Below are 19770 nucleotides of genomic sequence, written 5' to 3' on the forward strand. Positions count from 1 at the left end.
ACGCCTGAAGCGGCGGGATGATGAAGCTATTTGCTGGCCGCGATCAGCTCGAGGGCCGGGGTCGGCAGGTCCGCGAGCGTGACCGCGCCATGGCGCGCCAGCACGGCGCGGAGGTACAGCAGGCCGCGCTGCTGCGCGATCTTCTCGGCCTGTTGCAGCAACGAACGGCGCCGGCGGCGGCTGCGCAGGTCGACGATCGGCTTCGTGGCGATGTGGAAAGCGCCAGCCAGGGTCATCAGCGGCACCTCGTGGTTCGAGTGAGAACGGGTTCGCGGCGTTCGGCCAGGGCCATTGCGGTATGGCAAGAACGGCCGGGGGTGTGAACCGCCCCGTGGCATCTCCGCCGGGCTTTTGCCGGCCGGGGCGATCACAAGAGCGGTATCTTCGGAAGGGATCCATGTGCATATCGATGATTGCTGTCCATGCGGCCATTCCATCGTCGGGGTGTGCAGGGACGCACGGTTGAACATCTGTGGTCGGGCACGCTCTTCACAACCGCGCGCGCGCGGGTCGCCATGTCGCCGTCATGGGGGAATGTTGCTGACGGAAAAAGCAGGTTTTGCGGACGCGAGGCCGGGAATCCGGCGCTTTCCAGGACAGGGAAGGGAACGGTTCACGCCCGCTGCGGCAGTGTCGTTCGATGCAATGTGATCCTGGCGCGATCCGTGCCGTTCTGCCGGCGGGGGCGCGATTGACGGTCGGTGCCGCGGTTTATAGAGGCAAGGGAATGAGCACACTGACCCGCGCCCATCTGACCGAAAAACTCCATACGGAAGTTGGCCTTTCGCAAAGCGAATGCGCCAACCTGCTGGAAGCCGTGCTGGAACGGGTGGCGAGCACGCTGGAAGCCGGTGAGTCGGTGAAGATCAGCGGCTTCGCGACTTTCGCGGTGCGGCAGAAAGGCCAGCGCATCGGCCGCAATCCGAAGACGCTCGCGGAAGTGCCGATCCTGCCGCGGCGCGTGGTGACCTTCCGTCCGAGCCAGACGCTGAAGGCCCGCGTCAATCATGCCACGCCACTGCGGGAAGACGAGGAGGAGGAAGACTGATCCCCCGCGGCCTCAGGGCCGCACGGTCAGGGTGATCTCGTCACGGAAGGTGATGGGGCCATCGAAGACGACCCTGACCCGGTAGGTGCCCGCCGCCGCCGTGGCGGGCACGGTGATGCGTGAATCGACGATCCAGCGCCCCGGCCGCAGCCGCGCCTGCGGCACCGTTTCCGAACCGATCACCACTGCGTCGCGCAGCACCTGGGTGCGCAGCCGTCCGGTCAGCGGCTTCTGGCCGGGCGGCAGGCACAGCGCGTAGACGAAGCGATGGCTGACGCCGCCGCCGGGGGCGACGGTGGCCGGCACCAGCTCATGCGTGACCACCCGCAGCAGGGGCAGGCGGTGCGTCGCGCAGCCCAGCTCGGCCCAGACGGCCGCGGGGTCCGCATCCGGCTTTTCCCCCGGCGTGCGGTCCGTATGCAGCGGGGCGGCGACGCAACCGCCCAGCCAGAGCCCGCACCCAAGCAGCAGGGCGGCGACCCGCGCCACGGGGGGATGCGACAGGGACATCAGCGCGGCTGCGGGATGCCCCATCCCGGGACGATCTCCCAGCCTGGCGCCTTCTTCTCGCGGGGGGAGGCCGCGCGCTTCGGCCCGTGCGGCGCCGCCCGGTCGGGCGCGGGCTGGACGGCGGCGAGCCGGGGCGGTGGCATCGGGACTGCCAGCGGCACGGGTGGCCGGGGCTGCGCGGGCTGCGCCGTGTCCGTCCGCTGCCCCTCCGTCGTGCCCTGGTCGGGCTCCGGCGGTGCGGCCGGCAGCCCGGCCGGGGGGCGGTCGGGGGGGGCGTCATGGAAGGACAGCGGCAGTGCCATGGGCGGTGCCGGACGGACGGGGGGCGGTCGCCCCGGGGTTATCAGCGCCAGTCCCAGCCCGGCCCCGATGGCACCAAGGATCGCCGCGAGGCCGATGCGGGCGGTCAGGCGGCCCGGCGGCCAGAGGCCGGCCAGCATGTGCCCGGCCGGCCCGCGGCCGCCGGGCATGGGGGCGATCGCGTCGAAGATCGGCGGGATGGGGGGGAATGTGTCGTCGTCCGGCGGGACGGCCGGGCGCGGCGCCGGCGCGGCGGGGCGCGGATCGAGGTCGAAGATGAAACCCGGCCCGCCGGCGGCTCCCAGCCGGACCTCGTCGCCCGGGCGCAGCACGGCCTGTCCGGGTACCCGCCTGCCGTTGATGAACAGGCCGTTGCGGCGGTCCAGTTCGACCAGCCGGAACCGTGGCACCGCGCCTGGCTCGATGACGATCCTGCCGGCACGGCCGCCGGAGCGCCCGGCCCGCGGCGGATCGGCCGGCGGTGGATCGGGCGGCAGGGGATCGGTCAGCGGGGGATCGCCCGGGTCGGGATCGGGACGGATGCCGACGCGCGGGCCGCTTTCGAGCAGCAGCCCGGTGATCCGCGCGAGCGGGAAGGCCTCGACCAGGGGAGGCTGCGGGCCGGCCAGGTGCCGGATGACGATGCGCGTCATGCGAGGAATCCCGGTAACGCCACGAAAGCCGTGCGGAAGAAAAGCTGCGTCGGTCGCGCGTTCCGAAGCGAGGCGGGGCGCATGGGGCGGCGGCACTTTGGTCGCATTGACGCCACCGCAGCAACAGCCGTGTTGCTCACAAGCAGGCGAAGATCCGCCTTCGCCCGCCCACCGTTGGTGCGTCCGGTCCGGGCGGAGAGCCATTTCCCTGTTCTACTTTCAATTTATCATGAGCACCGGTCCGCGGCCCGCGCGCGATGCCAAATTTCCTTGCCGCCGGCTTCATGCCGGGCTCGGATCGTCGCCTGCGGAGGAAGACGAGAACATGGAGGACCTGGACCCGCCGGTGCTGACCGGCGAACGGCAATTCGCCCTGCTGGCCGAGGCGGCGACCGAACTGGCGATGCTGCTGCTCGACCGCGAGGGCCGGGTGGCCGGCTGGAACGCCGGCGCGCAACGCTTCCTCGGCTATGCCGACCCCGAGGTGATCGGGCGGCATGTGGAGATCTTCTTTGCCCCCGAGGAACGCGCGCGCGACCGCCCGCGCGAGTTGCTGCGCGCCGCCGCCACGGGGGATCGGGTCGAGACGGAAGCGTGGCAGTTGCGCCAGGACGGCACCACCTTCCGCGCGCATCTCACGCTCGCCGCGGTGCGCGACGGCGACGGCCGGCTCTGCGGCTTCGCCAAGGTCCTGCGCGACGTCACCCCCCGCCGTCGTCTGGAGGAGCGGCTGCGCCAGATCGTGGAATCCGCCCCGAGCGCGATCGTGATGGTGAACGCGACCGGGCGCATCGAGATGGTGAATGCGCAGACCGAACGCCTGTTCGGCTACGACCGGCAGGACCTGATCGGCCAGATGGTGGAGATCCTGGTGCCCCCGCCCGCGCAGGGGCGCCATCCGGGCCTGCGGCACGGCTTCTTCCGTGATCCGCGCGCGCGGCCGATGGGGGCGGGGCGGGACCTCTATGCCCGCCGCAAGGATGGCAGCACCGTTCCGGTCGAGATCGGCCTCAGTCCCGTCGAGACCGAGGACGGGCCGATGGTGCTCTCGGCCATCGTCGACATCTCCGACCGCAAGCACAAGGAGGAACGCATCCAGGCGGCGCTGCTGGAGAAGGACGTGCTGTTGGGCGAGATCCATCACCGCGTGAAGAACAACCTGCAGATCGTGCACAGCCTGCTCGACCTCGGCTCGGCGCGCATCGAGGACCGCCGCGCGCTGGAGATGCTGCGCGAGAGCCAGAACCGCATCCGCTCGATGGCGCTGATTCACCAGAACCTTTACGAATCCAAGGATTTCGCCAACACCGACTTCGCCACCTTCCTCGAGAAGATGGTGCCCATCCTGGTGTCGTCCTACGCGGTCGATCCCGCCCGCATCGCCGTGATCACCGAGGCCGTGTCGGTCCGCCTGCCGATCAACCTCGCCATTCCCTGCGGCCTGGTGGTCAACGAGCTGGTCTCGAACGCGCTCAAGCACGCCTTCCCGGACGGGCGCAGCGGCGAGATCCGCATCCGGCTGGCGATGGACGGGGCCGAGCACGTGGTGCTGTCGGTCAGCGACGACGGCATCGGCATGCAGGCGGATTTGGACCTCGGGCTGTCGGAGACGCTCGGGCTGCAACTGGTGACCCTGCTGGCCGACCAGTTGGGCTGCGAGCCCGATGTGCATCCGGCCAACCCGACCCGCTTTACCCTGCGCTTCCCCGCGCGGCACTGATGGCGCGGGCCGCGGGGCAGGGTTTTTCGTCGCGGCCACGCAACCAGGCGGGGCAGTGGCGCGTGTGATACCGATCGCCTGAAGGGCCGGCCGTGGAGGACAGCATGCGTGCAAACCGCATCGTCATCGTCGAGGACGAACGCATCGTGGCGCTGCACCTCAAGCAGCAGTTGCGGCGGCTGGGCTACGAGGTGCCGGCCCTGGCCACTTCCGGGGCGACGGCGTTGCGCGCCATCGAGCAGCACCGCCCCGACCTCGTGCTGATGGACATCCATATCGAAGGCGAGATCGACGGCATCGAGACCGCCGCCCGCATCCCACCCGACCTCGACGTGCCGGTGGTCTACCTGACCGCCTATTCCGACGAGGCGACGTTGACGCGCGCCCGGGCCACCAAGCCGTTCGGCTATCTTGTGAAACCGTTTTCGGAACGCGAGCTGCACGCCACCATCCAGATGGTGATGGAGCGCCAGCGCACCGAGGCGGGGATGCGCGCCTATGGCAAGGAGCTGGAGGAACTGGTCGCGAGCCGCACCGCGGCGCTGTCCACGGCGCTGCGGCGGCTGGAATCGGAAGTGGCCGAGCGGGAGCTGGCCGAGCAGGCGCTGCGCCAGGCGCAGAAGATGGAGGCGGTCGGCCAGTTGACCGGCGGCGTCGCTCACGACTTCAACAACCTGCTGACGGTGGTGCGCGGCAGTCTGGAGCTGATCAACAACAATCCCGCCGACGTGGCGCGGGTGCTGCGGCTGACCCGCAACGCCGTCACCGCGGTCGAGCGCTGCGAGCGGCTGATCCAGCAATTGCTGATGTTCTCCCGCCGGCAGGTGCTGTTTCCCGAGGTGGTCGACGCCAACAAGCTGCTGTCGGAATTCCAGCCGCTGCTGGAACGTGCGCTCGGCACCGATGTCGAGATGGTGGTGCGGCTGCGCCCGGCGCTCACCCTCACCCTGGTGGACGCGACCCAGTTCCAGTCGGCGATCCTGAATCTGGTGATCAATGCCCGCGAGGCGATCACGCGGCCGCAGGGCGGGCGGATCAGCATCGAGACCGGCAACGTGGCGATCGGATCAGACCAGGCGCCGCATTATCCGGAGGTGAAGCCCGGCCCCTACGTGATGGTCGCGGTCAGCGACAACGGCGAGGGCATCCCGCCGGAGATCCTGCCGCGGGTGTTCGACCCGTTCTTCACCACCAAGGAGGTCGGGCGCGGCAGCGGGCTCGGGCTCAGCCAGGTCTACGGCTTCGCGCGCGAGAGCGGCGGGCACGCGGCGATCTACAGCGAGCCGGGGGTCGGCACCACGGTACGGCTCTACCTGCCCGCGCACGAGCCGTTGCCCCACCCCGAGGAGCCCGTCCGGGAAGCGGCGGCCTCGCCGGCGGTGCCGCCGAAGGGCGAGGGCACGGTGCTGGTGGTGGAGGACGACGAGGCGGTGCGTTCCATCGCCGTCGAGACCCTCGCCGATGCCGGATACCGGGTGCTCGCCGCCGCCAATGCCTTCGAGGCGCTGGAGATCCTTCGTGGCGGGCAGCCGATCGACCTGATGTTCTCCGACGTGGTGATGCCCGGCGGCATGAACGGGCTGCAGCTCGGCGCCGAGGTGCGGCGGTTGCGCCCGCAGGTCAGGATCATGATCACCTCCGGCTATACCCGTGACGCGCTGGCCGTCCAGCACGGCTTCGACAGCGATTTCGCGCTGTTGTCCAAGCCCTACCAGCCATCCGAGCTGGTCGCGCGCACCGCCGCCCTGCTGGCCGCGCCGGGGCGGGGGCTGGGCCGGGCCTGAAGCCTGCCTGGCCCAAATAGTTATTTTGATTGTTTGGTTTCGTTTGGTGCGTGTCATTCCCTGCGTCAGGATCGCGCGGGCGCCGGGGTTGATGTTGCCTCTTTCCGGCCAACCGGCTTATCTGGTGGCGCCGCGGGAAAGCATGGGTTGTTTGCGATCTGCCAATAATAACCGATGCCCAATACAGATCTCGGGGGAATTTCCCATCAGCTTGGCGTTCTGCAAAAGCATCTGCAAAAGCATACGCCTCCAGGTCCTGCTGATCGTGGCCGGTGCGTTGCTGCCGGCCCTCGGCTTTCAGTTGCTCGCCGAAGTACGGGCCCGGACGGCGATGATGCGCAGCCTCGATGGCGAGGCGCTCCGCCTCGCCACGCTGGTCGCCGCCGAGCAGCGCCAGGCCGCCGAGGGCGTGCGGCAGGTGCTCGCGACGCTGGCGGCGTCGCCGACCATCCGCGAGAGCGACCTCACGCGATGCGACCGCTTCCTTGCCAACGTGCTTGCCGAGTCCGGGCGCTATGTCGCGCTGCTCACGGTCAGCCTGGACGGGCGCCCGCGCTGCGTCGCCCGGCCGGAGGACATGGGCCTCGATTTCTCCGCCCCGCGCTTCGTGCGCGAGGCCGTCGATGCCGGCCGCTTTGTCATCGGCGGCCACCTTCCCGCGCAGGGGGCGCGGCCGGCCGCGCTGGCCTTCGCGCTGCCCTATCGCGACGCCTATGGCCAGACGACGGGGACGCTGGTCGCCCTGCTCAGCCTCGGCTGGCTGCGCGGGCAGCTTGACGGGCTGCCGCTGCCGCCCGGGGCCGCCAGCTTCGTGGTGGACCGCGACGGGATCGTGCTGGACCGCCGCCCCCGGCAGTCCAATGACATCGGCACGGCGGCGCCGGAGCGGTTCATGGCCGCGCTCCGGGGCGGGGAGATGCGGACCCTGCTGCTGGCCGGGATGGACGGCGAGGAACGGCTGTACGGCCTGGCGCCGCTGGGCGCGCGCGGGCTCGAGCTTGGCGTTGCCGTCGGCCTCGATCCCGCCGCCGGCGGCGGCGCCATCCGCGTCGAGGCGGCGCGGGCGGGCGTGTTCATCCTGTTCGGCACGACGCTGGCGCTGCTGATCGCCGGTGCCGCAGCCTCGCGGACCATCGGCCGGCCGTTCCGCCGCCTGCTCGCCGCCGCCTCGGCCTGGCGGTCGGGCAGGCTTGCGGCCCGGGTGGGGCAGCTCGGCGGCCCCTTCGAGTTCCGCGAGCTCGGCCGGGCGCTCGACGAGATGGCGGCGGCCAGCGAGCGCCGCGAGCAGGACCTGCGCGCCGCCCGCGACGAGGCCGTGGTCACCGGCCAGGAACTGGCGCAGCAGCAGGCGCGGCTGCGCGAAGCCGAGGCCGCGCGCATGGCCGCCGAGGCGGCGCAGCACCGCTTCGCCCAGGAGCAGCGGATGGAGGCGATCGGCCAGCTCACCGCCGGGGTGGCGCACGACTTCAACAACCTGCTGCAGGTGGTCGCGGGCAATCTCGAACTGGTCGAGAAGGCGGCGCGCGGGCGCGGCGACGCGCGCGAGGCGCGGATGCTGGGCACCGCCCTGCGCGCCGTCGGGCGCGGCGCGCGGCTGACCGGGCAGTTGCTGTCCTTCTCCCGCCGTCAGGTGCTGCATGCCAGGCTGGTGCAACTGCCCACCCTGCTCGCCGACATCATGGAGCGCATCGTGCCGGTGCTGCCGGACGACATCGCCGTCTCCTGGCACACCGTCCCCGACATCTGGCCGTGTCGGCTCGATGCCGCGCATTTCGAGACCGCCCTGCTCAATGTCGTCATGAACGCCCGGCATGCGATGCCGGAGGGCGGGAAGATCGAGATCCGCATGGGCAACCTGCGGCTCGACGCCGCCGCCGCGGGGCGTTTCGGGGTGCCGGCGGGGGACTATATCGAGGTCACGGTCGCCGATTCCGGCATCGGCATGGACCAGGACGTGCTGGACCACGTGTTCGAGCCCTTCTTCACCACGCGCGAGATCGGGGAGGGGTCCGGCCTCGGCCTGTCCCAGGTCGACGGCTTCGTCCGCCAGTCCGGCGGTGGCGTCGCGGTCAGCAGCACGCCCGGGGCGGGGACCAGTGTCAGCATGCTGTTCCCGCGCGAGGCGCAGGGCAACGGCGCGCCGCCGGCCGCGCCGGTGGTGGACCTGCCGGGCAGCCAGCAGCGCATCCTGGTCGTCGATGACGATCCCGGCGTGCTGGAGGTGCTGAAGGCCACGCTGGAGGACGCGGGATACCAGGTCACGACGGCGCGCAACGGCCGGGAGGCGCTCGGCCTGCTGCGCTCCGAGCAGCCCTTCGACGCCGTGCTGACCGACGTGGTCATGCCGGGCGGCGTGAGCGGGGTCGATGTGGCGCGGCAGGCGAGTTCGCTGCGGCCGGGCATCCGCGTCCTGCTCGCTTCCGGCTATTCGCAGATGGCCGAGCACGGCATCGACCGGCGCGCCGAGTTCGCCTTCCTCTCCAAACCCTACGAGCGGATGGACCTGCTGCATCTGCTGGCCGGACGCAACCTGGCCGCGCCGCAGGGCGAACGCGCCTGAAAGGGCGGGCCATGCCGGCGTCGTGATCCGGCGCGGCCTTGCCAATCGCGCGCCGCCCGCGCCAAGAGCGGCGCATGTCAGGGATTCGTTTCGGACTCGCCGGACGGCGGGCGGTGGTCACCGGTCATCGCGGCGGCATCGGTGGCGCGGTGGCGGCCTTGTTCATGGCCGAGGGCGCCGAGGTGATCGGGCTCGACCTGCCGGACTTCGATCTTGCCGACGCCGCCACGGTGGAGGGGCGGGCGAGCGCGCTGATCGGCGAGCACCCCGTCGACATCCTGGTGAACTGTGCCGGCACCACCGTGCTGGGCACCGTGCTGGCGACCGACGTGGCGACCTGCGAGCGGGTCTTCCAGGTCAATTTCCTCGCCCCCTACGCCCTGGTGCGGGCGGTGCTGCCGGGGATGGCGGCGCAGCGACGCGGCGTGGTGGTGAACGTCGCCTCCGACCAGGCGCTGATCGGCCGCAAGGCCAGTGCCGCCTATGGCGCCTCGAAGGCGGCGCTGGCGCAGTTCACCCGCAGCGCGGCGCTGGACTGGGCGCCGTGGGGCATCCGCTTCAATTGCGTCGCCCCCGGCAGCACCGACACGCCCATGCTGGCCGGGGTGATCAGCGGCCTTGGCGCGCTGCCAGGGGCCACGCCGCCGGGGGTGGCACCCGGCGCCGACCCGGCGGCGGCCTATCGCGACGCGGTGCCGCTGGGCCGCTTCGCCACCCCCGCCGAGATCGCCGCGGCGATCGCCTTCCTGGCCTCCGACGCGGCGAGTTTCATCACCGGCGTGGTGCTGCCGGTCGACGGGGGCACCACCGCCGCATGAGGGTCGCGGTGGTGACCGGCGGCAGCCGGGGGATCGGCCGCGCCATCGCGCTGCGGCTGGCGGCGGAAGGGGCGCGGGTCATCGCCGCCTCGCGCCGGCCCGACCCGCCCGAGGGAGTGGAGGGCGCGGCGCTGGACGTGACCGACGCCGCCGCCGTCGACCGCTTCTTCGCCGGGCTCGGGCGGGTGGACGTGCTGGTCAACAATGCCGGGCTCGCCGGGGCGAATGCGCTGGACGACGCGGCGCTGTGGCACGCCATCATCGCCACCAACCTGCACGGCACCTATCACTGCGCCCGCGCGGCGCTGGCGCGGATGCCGGACGGCGGCGGGCGCATCGTCACCATCGCTTCCGTGCTCGGGCTGCGCGGCGTGGCCGACCAGACCGCCTATTGCGCGGCCAAGCATGCGGTCATCGGCTTCACGCGCGCGCTGGCGCTGGCGGTGGCCGGGCGCGGCATCACGGTGAACGCGGTCTGCCCGGGCTGGGTCGCGACCGGGATGGCGGAGCGGCGCTGGCAGGAGTTGGGGCTGACCCCGGCGCAGGCCGCCGCCGGCGTGCCGCGCGGACGCATCACCAGCCCCGAAGAGGTGGCCGAGGCGGTGGCGTTCCTGGCTGGTCCGGGGGCGGCGGCGATCACCGGGCAGGCGCTGCCGATCGATGGCGGGGGTCTGGCCCTGCCCTGAGGCGCCTTGTCCTGGGGTGCCCGGCGCGCCGCCATCGCGGCCACGCGCGAGAAGAGACAGACCGGCCGGACTGAAAAGCCGGAGCGGCAGTCCCTGCATATCGTAACAATTTGTTTCGCCCAAAAGGCGCAAAACGCCCGCAGTTTATCTCCTTTATTTGAAATTGAATTCCGTCCGATGTGATCAGCCAATGGTTAATTTCGTGTTAACGGAGAAAAGAAACGACGGGGAACCAATCATGCCGCGTCATTTCGATTTTCCACACACGAAACCAGGGCATATGACGACATATACTTGGACTGGCGCAGTCAGCGCGGAGTGGAGTGACCCGGCGAACTGGTGCACCGATGCCGGCCCCGGCGGCGGCGTCCCCAGGTCGGCCGACCACGTGATCATTCCTGCCATCGCCGCCAATATGCCGGTGATGAGCAGCGGCGACCTTTATGTCGCCACCATTGCCGTGGCGGCCTCGGCCACCCTGACCCTCACCAGCGGCGCCACGCTGCGCAGCATCGGCGATACCGTCAACCACGGCACCATCGCCGTCGAGGGCGGCTGGTTCGGCGTCGACGGGGTGTACACGGGCGGCCCCGACAGCCGCGTCACCATCAGCCAGGGCGGGCATGTCGGCTTCGATGAGGCCCCGGTCGGCACCGATACCTTCGTCTTCGGCGAGGGCACCGGCAATAACCTGAATTTCGGCGTGCCGCCCACCGGCACCGTGACGATCCTGAACATGGATGCCGGCGACTACCTGTGGCTGTCGAGCGTCGCCAATTATGGCCAGGCGCAGGCAAGCTTCGACGGCACCACGCTGACCTATGTGGACGGCACCACCACCTATCGCCTGCCGATCAACGGCCTGCCCGCCGGCACCCGGTTCGAGGTGAAGGAAGGCACCGTCTTCCAGGGGACGTCCTGGGGCATCGACATCGTCATCGGCACACCGGACGCCCCGATCGTTACCGGCCTGACCGCGGCGACCGATACCGGCGCCTCTTCCGGCGACGGCATCACCGCCAACGCCACCCCCACCATCATCGGCACCGCCGCCGCCGGCAGCACCGTGGCGGTGTACGCCGACGGCACGCTGCTCGGCACCACCATCGCCGACAACGACACCGGCGCGTGGCGCTTCACGCCCGCCACCGCCCTCGCGGCCGCCACGCATGCGATCACCGCCACCGCGAGCACGGCGGGCGTGACCAGCGCCGCGTCCCTGGCCTGTGCGGTGACCATCGACACCACCCCGGCGGCCGCGCCGGTGATCGCCTCGCTGACGGAAGCGACCGATACCGGCGCCTCTTCCAGCGACGGCATCACCCGCGACACCCGGCCGGGCGTCACCGGCACCGCCGAGGCCAACAGCACGGTGTCGCTCTACGAGGGCGAGACACTGCTCGGCCAGGCCACGGCCGATGCCTCCGGCGCCTGGACGATCATTCCCTCGGCCGCGCTCGCCGAGGGCGTGCACAGCCTCGTTGCGGTGGCCTCTGACATCGCCGGCAACACCAGCGCGGCCTCCGCCGCCTACGCGGTGACGATCGACACCACGGCGGCGCAGTCAGTCAGCCTGCTCGACACGCACGGCAATCCGGCTATCGGCAGGATCGTCTGGGGAGTCACGCTGCAGGGCAGCGGCGACGCCGACGCGACGGTGACGCTGACCGATGGCGGCACCACGCTCGGCACGCCTGGCAGCGACGCCGGCGGCCGCTGGAGCTTCGACGCCTCCGGCCTGGCCGGCATGGCGCGCACGCTGACGGCGAGCGGTACGGACCTCGCCGGCAACACCGCGACCGCGTCGCTCGGCATCAACGTGATCGCGCTCGGCACGCCGCAGGGCGGCACCGTCACCCCCGGCCTGACCTCGAGCGACCTCGGCGCCAGCCTGCACGCCGGCGCCACCTACCTCGCCGCTCCGGGCACCGACATCGTCCGGCTCGCCGACGGCGAGCTCAGCCTGGGCAGTTGCACCGACCTCGCCTTCATCGAGCGACTCTACGAGGGCCTGCTCGGGCGCGCGGGCGAGACCGCCGGCCTGTCCCACTGGAACGCCACGCTGACGCAGCATTCCAAGGGCGATGTCGCCAGCGGCTTCCTTGGCAGCATCGAATACCAGTCGAGCCATGGCAGCCTCTCCGACATCGACTTCGTCGCCGGCCTCTATCGCTCGATGCTCGGGCGCGAGGCCAGCGGCGCGGAGATCGGTACCTGGACGCAGGCGCTCGGCGGGGGCGCGACGCGCGGCCAGGTGGCAGCCGGCTTCGCCGATTCGCAAGAGGCGCAGGCGTACTGGTCGGGCGTGACCTCGGCGGGCGTGTTCGCCTACGATCCCAACGCCGACATCGTGCGCCAGGTCTATGCCACCGCCTTCGGCCGCGAGGCGGAAGCGGGCGGGCTGAGCTTCTGGATCGGCGCCTTCGCACGGGGCATGACGCTGCAGGATTTCGCCTCCGGCATCGCCGGATCGGAAGAGTTCCGCGCGTTGCACGACGGCCAGTCGAACGTGGACTTCGTGGCGAGCCTCTACCAGGGGGGCCTGGGCCGCGCCCCCGAGGCGGCGGGCTCCCGGCACTGGGTGTCGCTGCTGGACGGCGGCAGCCTCGACCGCGGCGGCGTCACCCTGGGGATCGCCACCTCGCTGGAGGGCCAGCAGCACCTGGCCTGGGCCTTGTGATCACGCGCCCGCGGCACCCGCGCGGTGCCGCGGGCGCGGCTTGATGCGGCGAGGCGGAACCTTCACCCTTCTCCCAGCCCGCGCGGGCGTCGCGCCGCAGCGGTCGCGTTGCAGCAAGAGGGGGGAAGCCTGGGCCATGATGCAACTCGCCGAGATCACGCGTGCCGAAGTCCTCGATGCGGGCCAGCGCCTGCTGGGGGAAGGCAAGAAGGTGAATGGCTGGAGCCTGCGCCGCGCCATCGGCGATCGGGGCAAGCCGGAACTGCTGATGGCGGAATGGGAGCAGGCCCGCTCGGAGGGGCTGGCGGAGTCGGCGGGCCCGGCCGAGGGCACCGCGATCGTGCTGCCGCCCGGCATCGCCGAGGCCATGGAGCAGGCGCGGCTGGAGCTGGTCGCCCGTTTCGACGGGCTGCTGTTCTCCCTGGTCCGCAGCAGCGAGGAAAGCCTGAAGGCGCGCTACAAGGACGATTTCGACCGGCTCGCCGCCGAGCGCGCGCAGATGGCGGAGGATCTCGCCAGCGCCTCCGCCAGCATCGAGGCGACCGAGGCGCGGCTGGCGGAGGCACTGGCCGAGACGGCGGCGCTGCGGGCGCAGCTTGCCGTCCAGGCGAGCGAGGCCGAGGCGCAGATCATCGCGCTGGAGGCGCAGGCGCGCCAGTTCGGGGCCGCCGCGGTGGCGGCGCAGCAGGCCCGTGCCACCGCCGAGGCGGGCACGGTGGCGGCGCAACGCGAGGTCGAGCTGATGTGGGAGCACGTCGCCCGGCTGGAAGCGGCCCTGGCCGCCGCCATCTCGGAGATGGAGGCGCAGCGGACCCGGGCCGGGGGCGAGCTGGCGCAGGCCCGCGCCGAACTCGCCACCGCCACGGGGCGCGCCACCGCCGCCGAGGCGGCCTCCGCGGAGGCCCGCGCCGTGGCGACCGAGGCGAACGAGGAGATGCTCAGGCGGGCCCAGGAGAAACGCCCGGGCCAGCACGGTGGGGCGCGGCGGGCCTGAGGGATCAGTCGAACGGGTTCTTCACCGTGTCGATGCGTTGCCCGACCGCGACCGCCTCCGGCAGGGAGGGGCCCTCGCGTTCCAGTGTCGTGACCACCGCATCGAGCAGGGCACGCAGCTCGCGCGCCTGCCGCAGCCCGGCGCGGTCGCGGGTCAGGTCGATGCTGCCGAACATCGAGACCCGGTCCAGCCGGTTCTCGATGGTCAGCCCGGCGATGCAGAGCGCGGTGGCCTCGTCGGCGAAGGGCGTGAGAGTCATTGCCGTCTTGTCCTCAGGGGGTGTCGGTGCGCGGAGTCTCCTCCATTCGCGCCCGGCCCGGAAGCGTCACGGCATCAGTGGCAGGTCGCGAGATCCTCCTCGCGGATCTCGAAGCTTGCGTCCTTCGTCAGGTCGACGCCGCGCTTGAGGCAGGTGCGCCCCTTGTCGTCCTGCAGCCGCACGTCGAAGCGGCCCCGTGACAGGCCGGTGATGGCCAGGCGTTCCGAGACGTCCAGGCTGTGATCCTTGTCGTTGAGCGCCTGGTTGGCGCCCCAGTTGGTGGTGCCGGCCGGCGCGAGATAGACCCCCTTGAACTCGGTGGCCGTGGTCATGTTGTAGACATAGAGCCGATCCGCCGCCTGCGCCGGATGCCAGCCCAGGCCGGCGACGATCACGGATGCCAGCACGGCCTGTCCTCGCGCGGTGTTCATTGCGGTTCCTCCCTGCCTGATATTGTTCGCGGCAGAATAGTCTCTCCCCCGCAGGGTCCGGCTCCGGACCGGATCACAACTGCTGGATGGCCGGCCACGGCCCCATGGTGGGGCCGTGGCCGGCGTGGTCAGCTTTCGTGACAAAAGCGCAGCAAGGGAGGAAACATGCGCCACCGGAGCCGGGGCAGGCCCGGCCTGCCCGCATGGGGGGCCGTCGCCGCGATGATGCTCTGTCCTGGCGCGGCACTCGCCGATGTCGGGCGCCGGGATTTCGCCGACACCATGCTGTTCGACGACCCGGAACCGGACGATTCGCTCACCTTTCCCGGCTTCTCCATGCAAAGCTTCAACGGCGAGGCAGACGCCCCGCCGACGCGCGAATACGAGATCGGGTTCGAGCTGGAGAAACGCATCACCTCGCGACTGAGCCTGTCGCTGTCGGATGGCTACGCGATCGTTACCGCCCCGGGCCTGAAGACGCAGACCGGCTTCCAGTCGCTGGTGCTGGGCGCGAAATACGAAGTGATCCACAGCCCCACGCATGAATTCGTGCTCTCGCTTGGGGTGCAGCGCCTGATCGGCAATACCGGCGCGGCCCGCCTCGAGGCCGGGCAGACCGGCGTGACCACGCCGCTGCTGCTGTTCGGCAAGGGCTTCGGCGACCTGCAGGTGGACGCGCTGCGGCCGCTGGCCGTGACCGGGTCCTTCGGCTACGCCATCGCCGACCGCAAGCTGAAGGCAACCCCGATCACCGGCGGCGACGATGACGACCCGGCCGGAACAGTCTTCAATAAGGGACTGGAGAATCGCTGGGTCGGCGGGGTCTCGGTGCAATACAGCCTGCTCTACATGGACGCCGAAGTCAGGCACCTGAACCTGCCCGACTGGATGATCGGGCTGACCCCGATCGTCGAGGTGCTGTGGTCGTCGCCGGCCTCCAGGCCCAGCCGCGAAGGCACGCAATGGCTGATCGCACCGGGGCTGATCTGGTCGAATGAAAACTGGCAGTTTGGGATCGAGGCCCTGATCCCCGGCAATCGCGCCTCCGGACGCAATGTCGGGGTGATCGCACAGCTCAAGATCGGGCTTGGCGTCATCGCGCCGCGACTGGGGCGGCCTTTGTTCTGATTGGCGGGGCGTTGCCCCGCACCCGACCAGGAGGCTTCGCCTCCTGGACCTCCACCAAGGGCTTCGCCCTTGGAACCCATGACTCTGTGCCGCGCAGCGAGACTGGGATCCAAGGGCCTTGTGGCCCTTGGTGGGTCAAGGGCAAAGCCCTTGCCTTACACTATCCAAATGCTTTTCTGCTAGGTTCCATAAGAACTATTTGTTTCCCTTCTTCACCCGCATCCCCCAGCCTGTCCGCAGCGAATCCCAGGAGGGGACAATGCGTGCACAGGTGCTGCGGGCCCATGGAGGGGCCGGGAATTTCGAGCTGGTCAACATCCCGGAGCCGGAATTGCGTCCGGGTGCGGTGCGGGTCCGGATCGCCGCGGCCTCGGTGAACCAGATCGACATCAAGATCCGTGACGGCCTGCCGATCGGCCCGACCTTGCCGGCCGTTCTCGGCTGCGACCTGGCCGGGGTGGTGGAGGCGGTGGGGCCTGGCGTCGCCGGCTTCGCCGTCGGCGATGAGGTCTATGGCTGTGCCGGCGGCGTGCGCGGGCAGGGGGGCACCCTGGCCGAGGCCATCGTCGCCGATGCGCGGCTGCTGGCACCGAAGCCGCGTGCCTTGTCCATGCGCGAGGCCGCGGCGCTGCCCCTGGTGACCATCACCGCCTGGGAAGCGCTGGAGCGGGCCGGCGTCAGCGAAGCCGACCATGTGCTGGTGCATGGCGGTGCCGGCGGGGTCGGGCATATTGGTGTCCAGTTGGCGAAGGCCCGCGGCGCGCGCGTCGCCACCACGGTGGGCTCGGCGGAGGACGCCGCCATCGCCCGCGAGCTCGGGGCCGACGCGACCATCGATTACCGGCAGGAGGCGGTCGCCGACTATGTGGCGCGGCTGACCGGTGGGCGCGGCTTCGACGTGGTGTTCGACACGGTTGGTGGCGCTAATCTCGATCGATCCTTCGCCGCGGCGGCGCTGGGCGGCCGGGTCGCCGCCATCGCCGCGCGCAGCACGCACGACCTGTCGCCGCTGCACGCCAAGGGATTGTCGTTGCACGTCGTGTTCATGCTGATCCCGATGCTGCACGACATCGGCCGCGAGCGGCACGGCCAGCTGCTGCGCGAGGCCGCGGCGCTGGTCGAGGCCGGAACGCTGCGACCCCTGCTGGATCCGGCGCGTTTCGACCTGGCCGCCGCCGCCGATGCGTATCGCCATCTCGAATCCGGCCAGGCCTGCGGCAAGGTTGTGATCGACATCGCCTGATCCCGCTTTCCTTCTACAAGCTCCGCCCCCGACAGTTCCGGAGATCCCGGTCATGAAAGCCATTGGTTATTTCCGTCCGCTGCCCGTCGCCGACACCGAGGCACTGGTCGAACTTGACCTGCCGTGCCCGCAGCCCGGGCCGCACGACCTGCTGGTCAAGGTCGAGGCGGTGTCGGTCAATCCGGTCGACGTGAAGCTGCGCGCCGCCGCGGCGCCGCCCGACGGGACGCCGCGCGTGCTCGGCTTCGATGCCGCCGGCACGGTGGTGGAGGTCGGCGCCGCGGTGACGCGGTTCCGGCCGGGCGATGCGGTGTTCCATGCCGGCGTGATCAACCGTCCCGGCACCAACGCCGAGTTCCACGCGGTGGACGAGCGCATCGTCGGTCCGAAGCCCGCGTCGCTTTCCTTCGCCGAGGCCGCGGCGCTGCCGCTGACCGCGCTGACCGCCTGGGAATTGCTGTTCGACCGGCTGGGCGTGCCGTATGGCCGCAAGACCGGCGGGGACGCGCTGCTGATCGTCAACGGCGCCGGTGGCGTCGGCTCGATCCTGACGCAGCTTGCCCGCCGCCTGACCGGGCTGACAGTGATCGCCACCGCGTCCCGGCTGGAAACCATCGCCTGGGCGCGGGAGATGGGCGCGCATCACGTGATCGACCATCGCCAGCCGCTCGACCAGGGGTTGAAGGCGATCGGTATCCCGCAGGTGCGCTACGTCGCCGGGCTGACCGCGACCGATCGCCACGCCGCCGCGATCGTCGAGGCGCTGGCGCCGCAGGGCGCACTGGCGCTGATCGACGATCCCGCGAGCTTCGACGTCGTGCCGTTCAAGCGCAAAAGCCTGTCCGTCCACTGGGAGTTGATGTTCACCCGCCCGCTGTTCGGCACGCCCGATCTGGCCGAACAGGGCCGCATCCTGACGGAAGTGGCGGCGCTGGTGGATGCGGGCGTGCTGCGCACGACGAAGCAGGCGGAGTATGGCACGATCTCCGCTGGGAATCTGCGCTGTGCCCACGCCGCGCTGGAAAGCGGGCGCGGCATTGGCAAGATCGTGCTCGCCGGCTTCTGAACGAGGCGCAGCGTTCGTGTCCGGGCCTTCCGTCCCCGCAGCGAGAAGGACATGCGTGATGAGGACTGCAGGAATCGCCGTCGTGGCGGCCCTGGCGCTGTTGCCGGGCATCGCGCCGCCCCCCCGGGCACAGACGGCATTGGCGGAGCCGGGCTGGACGGCACGGCATCCCGTCTTCGCCGCCCTGCCATCCGAGCGCGGCATCGGTGAGATCGAGCCTGTCTTCGCCTTCCATGGCGCGATGCCGACCGGGGTCACGGTTTCGGCACGCGGGCGCATCTTCGTCAATTATCCACGCTGGGGCGACGAGGTTCCCTTCACCGTCGCCGAGCTGCGCGGCGGCAAGGAGGTTGCCTATCCGGACGTGGCGATCAATCGTGCCGATCCGCAGCGCCCCGGCGCGACGCTGGTCAGCGTGCAGAGTGTGGTCGTCGATCCTGCCGACCGGTTGTGGATCCTCGACACCGCCGCGCCGTCCTTCGCGCCGCCGCTCGCGGGTGGGGTGAAGCTGGTGGCGGTGGACCTTGGGACCAACAAGGTGGTGAAGGCCGTCATCCTGCCGCCATCGGTGGTGCTGCCAAGCACCTACGTGAACGATGTGCGCTTCGACCTGCGGCAGGGGCGGGCGGGGGTGGCCTACATCACCGATTCCTCGACCTCGGGGCCGGGGGGCATCATCGTGGTCGATCTCGACAGCGGCGCGGCGTGGCGAAAGTTGAGCGGCCACGCCTCGACCTCGCCGGATCCCGCCTTCGTGCCGGTGGTGGAGGGCGAGACGCTGGTGCTGTGCCAGCCGGGCCAGGCGCCGGTGCCGTTCCGGGTCGCCTCCGACGGCATCGCGCTGTCGGCGGACGGGGCCACGCTGTTCTATTCGCCGCTATCGAGCCGGCACCTGTTCTCCGTGCCGACCGCGCTGTTGCGCGATCGCGCGGCGCCGGCGGAGGTGGTGGCGCGAGCGGTGGTCGACCTGGGCGAGAAGGGGGCCTCGGACGGGCTGGAGGCGGACGACCAGGGCCGGATCTATGCCGGCGACTACGAACACAACAGCATCCGCCAGCGCGGCACCGACGGGAGCTGGCGGACCATCGCGCATGACCCGCGCCTGCTGTGGCCGGACACGCTGGCGGTGGCGCGCGACGGCTATCTCTATTTCACCGTCAACCAACTGCAGCGCCAGAAGCAGTTTCATGCCGGGCAGGATCTGCGCGAGAAGCCGTACAGCCTGTTCCGCATTCGCATCGGCGCCGGGCCGGTGGCGCTGCGCTGAACCGGTGAAGCCGCGGCCAGGCAGCCGCCCCGAGATCCCCGCGCGCAGACCGGTCGGCCTTTCGACCGACCGGTCTGAGGCGGTCTGGTGGGAACCGGCTGGGCCAGTGCGTACCTATGCCGGGGTAATGTTGGGTGGGGCTACCGAGACACGTACCGTATAATCGCCCGTGCTTGAACCGTATCCACCGACATCAACGTAATAATTTCCACTATAATCTGGACTTAATACCAATCTAGAGTTATTAGAATTGTTACTTTCATCATCATTGTACGCAATTTCATCTCCATTTCTGTCGTGTATGGCCAGTGTTGGATCAAATCCATTGCTTCCTATAACCCTGATTGTGTAACGGCTATATTCGCTCAATGATATTCTGTACCAATCGTGATCATATGGATAGTTTATGCTTCCGGTGACGCTTCCGCTTCCGCCACCGCCGCCATATCCACCGCCCCCTTGCTGACCGGCATTGCCGCCGCCGCCACCGGCGTTGTGGAAGGTTGGCCCCGACGGTGTGGAAGAGCCGCCTATGTTTCCCAAACTGATCGTGGCGGTCGTGTGTGTATCTGGTGTGGCGGTATCAGGTGCAGGCATTTTTACCTCCTGTTGCTTTTAGGGAT

The 19770-nt window shown here is 70.3% G+C and carries 18 protein-coding genes; 12 read left to right on the forward strand and 6 right to left on the reverse strand.

Features of this window, described 5'->3' with window-relative positions; translation table 11 throughout:
* Nucleotides 1–26: 26 nt before the first annotated feature.
* Nucleotides 27–236, reverse strand: a complete 210-nt coding sequence (locus NBY65_RS17045) for a hypothetical protein (RefSeq protein ID WP_150042648.1) — start codon at nucleotides 234–236, stop codon at nucleotides 27–29.
* A gap of 491 nt (nucleotides 237–727) precedes the next feature.
* Between NBY65_RS17045 and NBY65_RS17050 the strand changes: the two genes are divergently transcribed.
* Complete coding sequence (locus NBY65_RS17050) at nucleotides 728–1048, forward strand: integration host factor subunit alpha (protein ID WP_150042647.1); 321 nt, start codon at nucleotides 728–730, stop codon at nucleotides 1046–1048.
* A 12-nt stretch (nucleotides 1049–1060) separates the two neighbouring features.
* Here NBY65_RS17050 and NBY65_RS17055 read toward each other — a convergent pair whose 3' ends face one another.
* Nucleotides 1061–1582, reverse strand: coding sequence for a hypothetical protein (locus tag NBY65_RS17055; protein WP_150042646.1), 522 nt, complete (start codon nucleotides 1580–1582; stop codon nucleotides 1061–1063).
* On the reverse strand, nucleotides 1558–2511 hold the full coding sequence (locus NBY65_RS17060) for an FHA domain-containing protein (RefSeq protein WP_150042645.1): 954 nt from the start codon (nucleotides 2509–2511) through the stop codon (nucleotides 1558–1560). The genes NBY65_RS17055 and NBY65_RS17060 overlap by 25 nt, the downstream gene beginning before the upstream one ends.
* Nucleotides 2512–2836: 325 nt before the next feature.
* On the opposite strand from NBY65_RS17060, the gene NBY65_RS17065 reads away from it, so the two are divergent.
* The 7 genes from NBY65_RS17065 (at nucleotide 2837) to NBY65_RS17095 (ending at nucleotide 13753) form a co-directional block, all read left to right on the forward strand.
* Nucleotides 2837–4231: a PAS domain S-box protein gene (locus NBY65_RS17065; protein ID WP_162530696.1), complete on the forward strand. Its 1395-nt coding sequence runs from the start codon at nucleotides 2837–2839 to the stop codon at nucleotides 4229–4231.
* Nucleotides 4232–4335: 104 nt separating this feature from the next.
* Nucleotides 4336–6015 (forward strand): hybrid sensor histidine kinase/response regulator, encoded by a 1680-nt coding sequence (locus NBY65_RS17070; protein ID WP_150042643.1) that lies wholly within the window; start codon nucleotides 4336–4338, stop codon nucleotides 6013–6015.
* A 265-nt stretch (nucleotides 6016–6280) separates the two neighbouring features.
* The gene (locus NBY65_RS17075) at nucleotides 6281–8575 is read left to right on the forward strand and encodes an ATP-binding protein (protein WP_150042642.1); all 2295 of its coding nucleotides are present in this window, start codon (nucleotides 6281–6283) and stop codon (nucleotides 8573–8575) included.
* A gap of 74 nt (nucleotides 8576–8649) precedes the next feature.
* Nucleotides 8650–9393, forward strand: coding sequence for an SDR family NAD(P)-dependent oxidoreductase (locus NBY65_RS17080; protein WP_150042641.1), 744 nt, complete (start codon nucleotides 8650–8652; stop codon nucleotides 9391–9393).
* On the forward strand, nucleotides 9390–10079 hold the full coding sequence (locus tag NBY65_RS17085) for an SDR family NAD(P)-dependent oxidoreductase (protein WP_150042640.1): 690 nt from the start codon (nucleotides 9390–9392) through the stop codon (nucleotides 10077–10079). The genes NBY65_RS17080 and NBY65_RS17085 overlap by 4 nt, the downstream gene beginning before the upstream one ends.
* A 388-nt stretch (nucleotides 10080–10467) precedes the next feature.
* Complete coding sequence (locus NBY65_RS17090; RefSeq protein WP_162530695.1) at nucleotides 10468–12759, forward strand: Ig-like domain-containing protein; 2292 nt, start codon at nucleotides 10468–10470, stop codon at nucleotides 12757–12759.
* A gap of 136 nt (nucleotides 12760–12895) precedes the next feature.
* Nucleotides 12896–13753, forward strand: a complete 858-nt coding sequence (locus tag NBY65_RS17095) for a hypothetical protein (protein ID WP_150042638.1) — start codon at nucleotides 12896–12898, stop codon at nucleotides 13751–13753.
* Between the two features lie 4 nt (nucleotides 13754–13757).
* Here the strand turns inward: NBY65_RS17095 and NBY65_RS17100 are convergent, their stop codons facing one another.
* Nucleotides 13758–14012 carry a hypothetical protein gene (locus NBY65_RS17100; RefSeq protein WP_150042637.1) on the reverse strand — a complete coding sequence of 85 codons (255 nt, stop codon included), beginning with the start codon at nucleotides 14010–14012 and terminating at the stop codon, nucleotides 13758–13760.
* A 74-nt stretch (nucleotides 14013–14086) separates the two neighbouring features.
* Nucleotides 14087–14443, reverse strand: coding sequence for a hypothetical protein (locus NBY65_RS17105; protein WP_150042636.1), 357 nt, complete (start codon nucleotides 14441–14443; stop codon nucleotides 14087–14089).
* A 165-nt stretch (nucleotides 14444–14608) separates the two neighbouring features.
* Between NBY65_RS17105 and NBY65_RS17110 the strand changes: the two genes are divergently transcribed.
* From NBY65_RS17110 to NBY65_RS17125, 4 genes are all read left to right on the forward strand, one after another.
* Complete coding sequence (locus NBY65_RS17110; RefSeq protein ID WP_162530694.1) at nucleotides 14609–15571, forward strand: hypothetical protein; 963 nt, start codon at nucleotides 14609–14611, stop codon at nucleotides 15569–15571.
* A 259-nt stretch (nucleotides 15572–15830) separates the two neighbouring features.
* Nucleotides 15831–16814, forward strand: coding sequence for a zinc-dependent alcohol dehydrogenase family protein (locus NBY65_RS17115; RefSeq protein ID WP_150042634.1), 984 nt, complete (start codon nucleotides 15831–15833; stop codon nucleotides 16812–16814).
* A 52-nt stretch (nucleotides 16815–16866) separates the two neighbouring features.
* On the forward strand, nucleotides 16867–17880 hold the full coding sequence (locus tag NBY65_RS17120; RefSeq protein WP_150042633.1) for a zinc-binding alcohol dehydrogenase family protein: 1014 nt from the start codon (nucleotides 16867–16869) through the stop codon (nucleotides 17878–17880).
* 58 nt (nucleotides 17881–17938) lie between these two features.
* On the forward strand, nucleotides 17939–19147 hold the full coding sequence (locus NBY65_RS17125) for an L-dopachrome tautomerase-related protein (RefSeq protein WP_150042632.1): 1209 nt from the start codon (nucleotides 17939–17941) through the stop codon (nucleotides 19145–19147).
* Nucleotides 19148–19261: 114 nt separating this feature from the next.
* On the opposite strand, the gene NBY65_RS17130 is transcribed toward NBY65_RS17125, so the two are convergent.
* On the reverse strand, nucleotides 19262–19744 hold the full coding sequence (locus NBY65_RS17130; protein ID WP_150042631.1) for a DVUA0089 family protein: 483 nt from the start codon (nucleotides 19742–19744) through the stop codon (nucleotides 19262–19264).
* Nucleotides 19745–19770 lie beyond the last annotated feature (26 nt).

This window comes from Rhodovastum atsumiense (assembly GCF_937425535.1).
Classification (GTDB): domain Bacteria; phylum Pseudomonadota; class Alphaproteobacteria; order Acetobacterales; family Acetobacteraceae; genus Rhodovastum; species Rhodovastum atsumiense.

What these genes read in the sequence shown, in the direction of transcription:
- NBY65_RS17045 (WP_150042648.1), bottom strand. Translation starts at nt 236, where the DNA reads ATGACCCTGGCTGGCGCTTTCCACATCGCCACGAAGCCGATCGTCGAC.
- NBY65_RS17050 (WP_150042647.1), top strand. Translation starts at nt 728, where the DNA reads ATGAGCACACTGACCCGCGCCCATCTGACCGAAAAACTCCATACGGAA.
- NBY65_RS17055 (WP_150042646.1), bottom strand. Translation starts at nt 1,582, where the DNA reads ATGGGGCATCCCGCAGCCGCGCTGATGTCCCTGTCGCATCCCCCCGTG.
- NBY65_RS17060 (WP_150042645.1), bottom strand. Translation starts at nt 2,511, where the DNA reads ATGACGCGCATCGTCATCCGGCACCTGGCCGGCCCGCAGCCTCCCCTG.
- NBY65_RS17065 (WP_162530696.1), top strand. Translation starts at nt 2,837, where the DNA reads ATGGAGGACCTGGACCCGCCGGTGCTGACCGGCGAACGGCAATTCGCC.
- NBY65_RS17070 (WP_150042643.1), top strand. Translation starts at nt 4,336, where the DNA reads ATGCGTGCAAACCGCATCGTCATCGTCGAGGACGAACGCATCGTGGCG.
- NBY65_RS17080 (WP_150042641.1), top strand. Translation starts at nt 8,650, where the DNA reads ATGTCAGGGATTCGTTTCGGACTCGCCGGACGGCGGGCGGTGGTCACC.
- NBY65_RS17085 (WP_150042640.1), top strand. Translation starts at nt 9,390, where the DNA reads ATGAGGGTCGCGGTGGTGACCGGCGGCAGCCGGGGGATCGGCCGCGCC.
- NBY65_RS17095 (WP_150042638.1), top strand. Translation starts at nt 12,896, where the DNA reads ATGATGCAACTCGCCGAGATCACGCGTGCCGAAGTCCTCGATGCGGGC.
- NBY65_RS17100 (WP_150042637.1), bottom strand. Translation starts at nt 14,012, where the DNA reads ATGACTCTCACGCCCTTCGCCGACGAGGCCACCGCGCTCTGCATCGCC.
- NBY65_RS17105 (WP_150042636.1), bottom strand. Translation starts at nt 14,443, where the DNA reads ATGAACACCGCGCGAGGACAGGCCGTGCTGGCATCCGTGATCGTCGCC.
- NBY65_RS17110 (WP_162530694.1), top strand. Translation starts at nt 14,609, where the DNA reads ATGCGCCACCGGAGCCGGGGCAGGCCCGGCCTGCCCGCATGGGGGGCC.
- NBY65_RS17115 (WP_150042634.1), top strand. Translation starts at nt 15,831, where the DNA reads ATGCGTGCACAGGTGCTGCGGGCCCATGGAGGGGCCGGGAATTTCGAG.
- NBY65_RS17120 (WP_150042633.1), top strand. Translation starts at nt 16,867, where the DNA reads ATGAAAGCCATTGGTTATTTCCGTCCGCTGCCCGTCGCCGACACCGAG.
- NBY65_RS17125 (WP_150042632.1), top strand. Translation starts at nt 17,939, where the DNA reads ATGAGGACTGCAGGAATCGCCGTCGTGGCGGCCCTGGCGCTGTTGCCG.
- NBY65_RS17130 (WP_150042631.1), bottom strand. Translation starts at nt 19,744, where the DNA reads ATGCCTGCACCTGATACCGCCACACCAGATACACACACGACCGCCACG.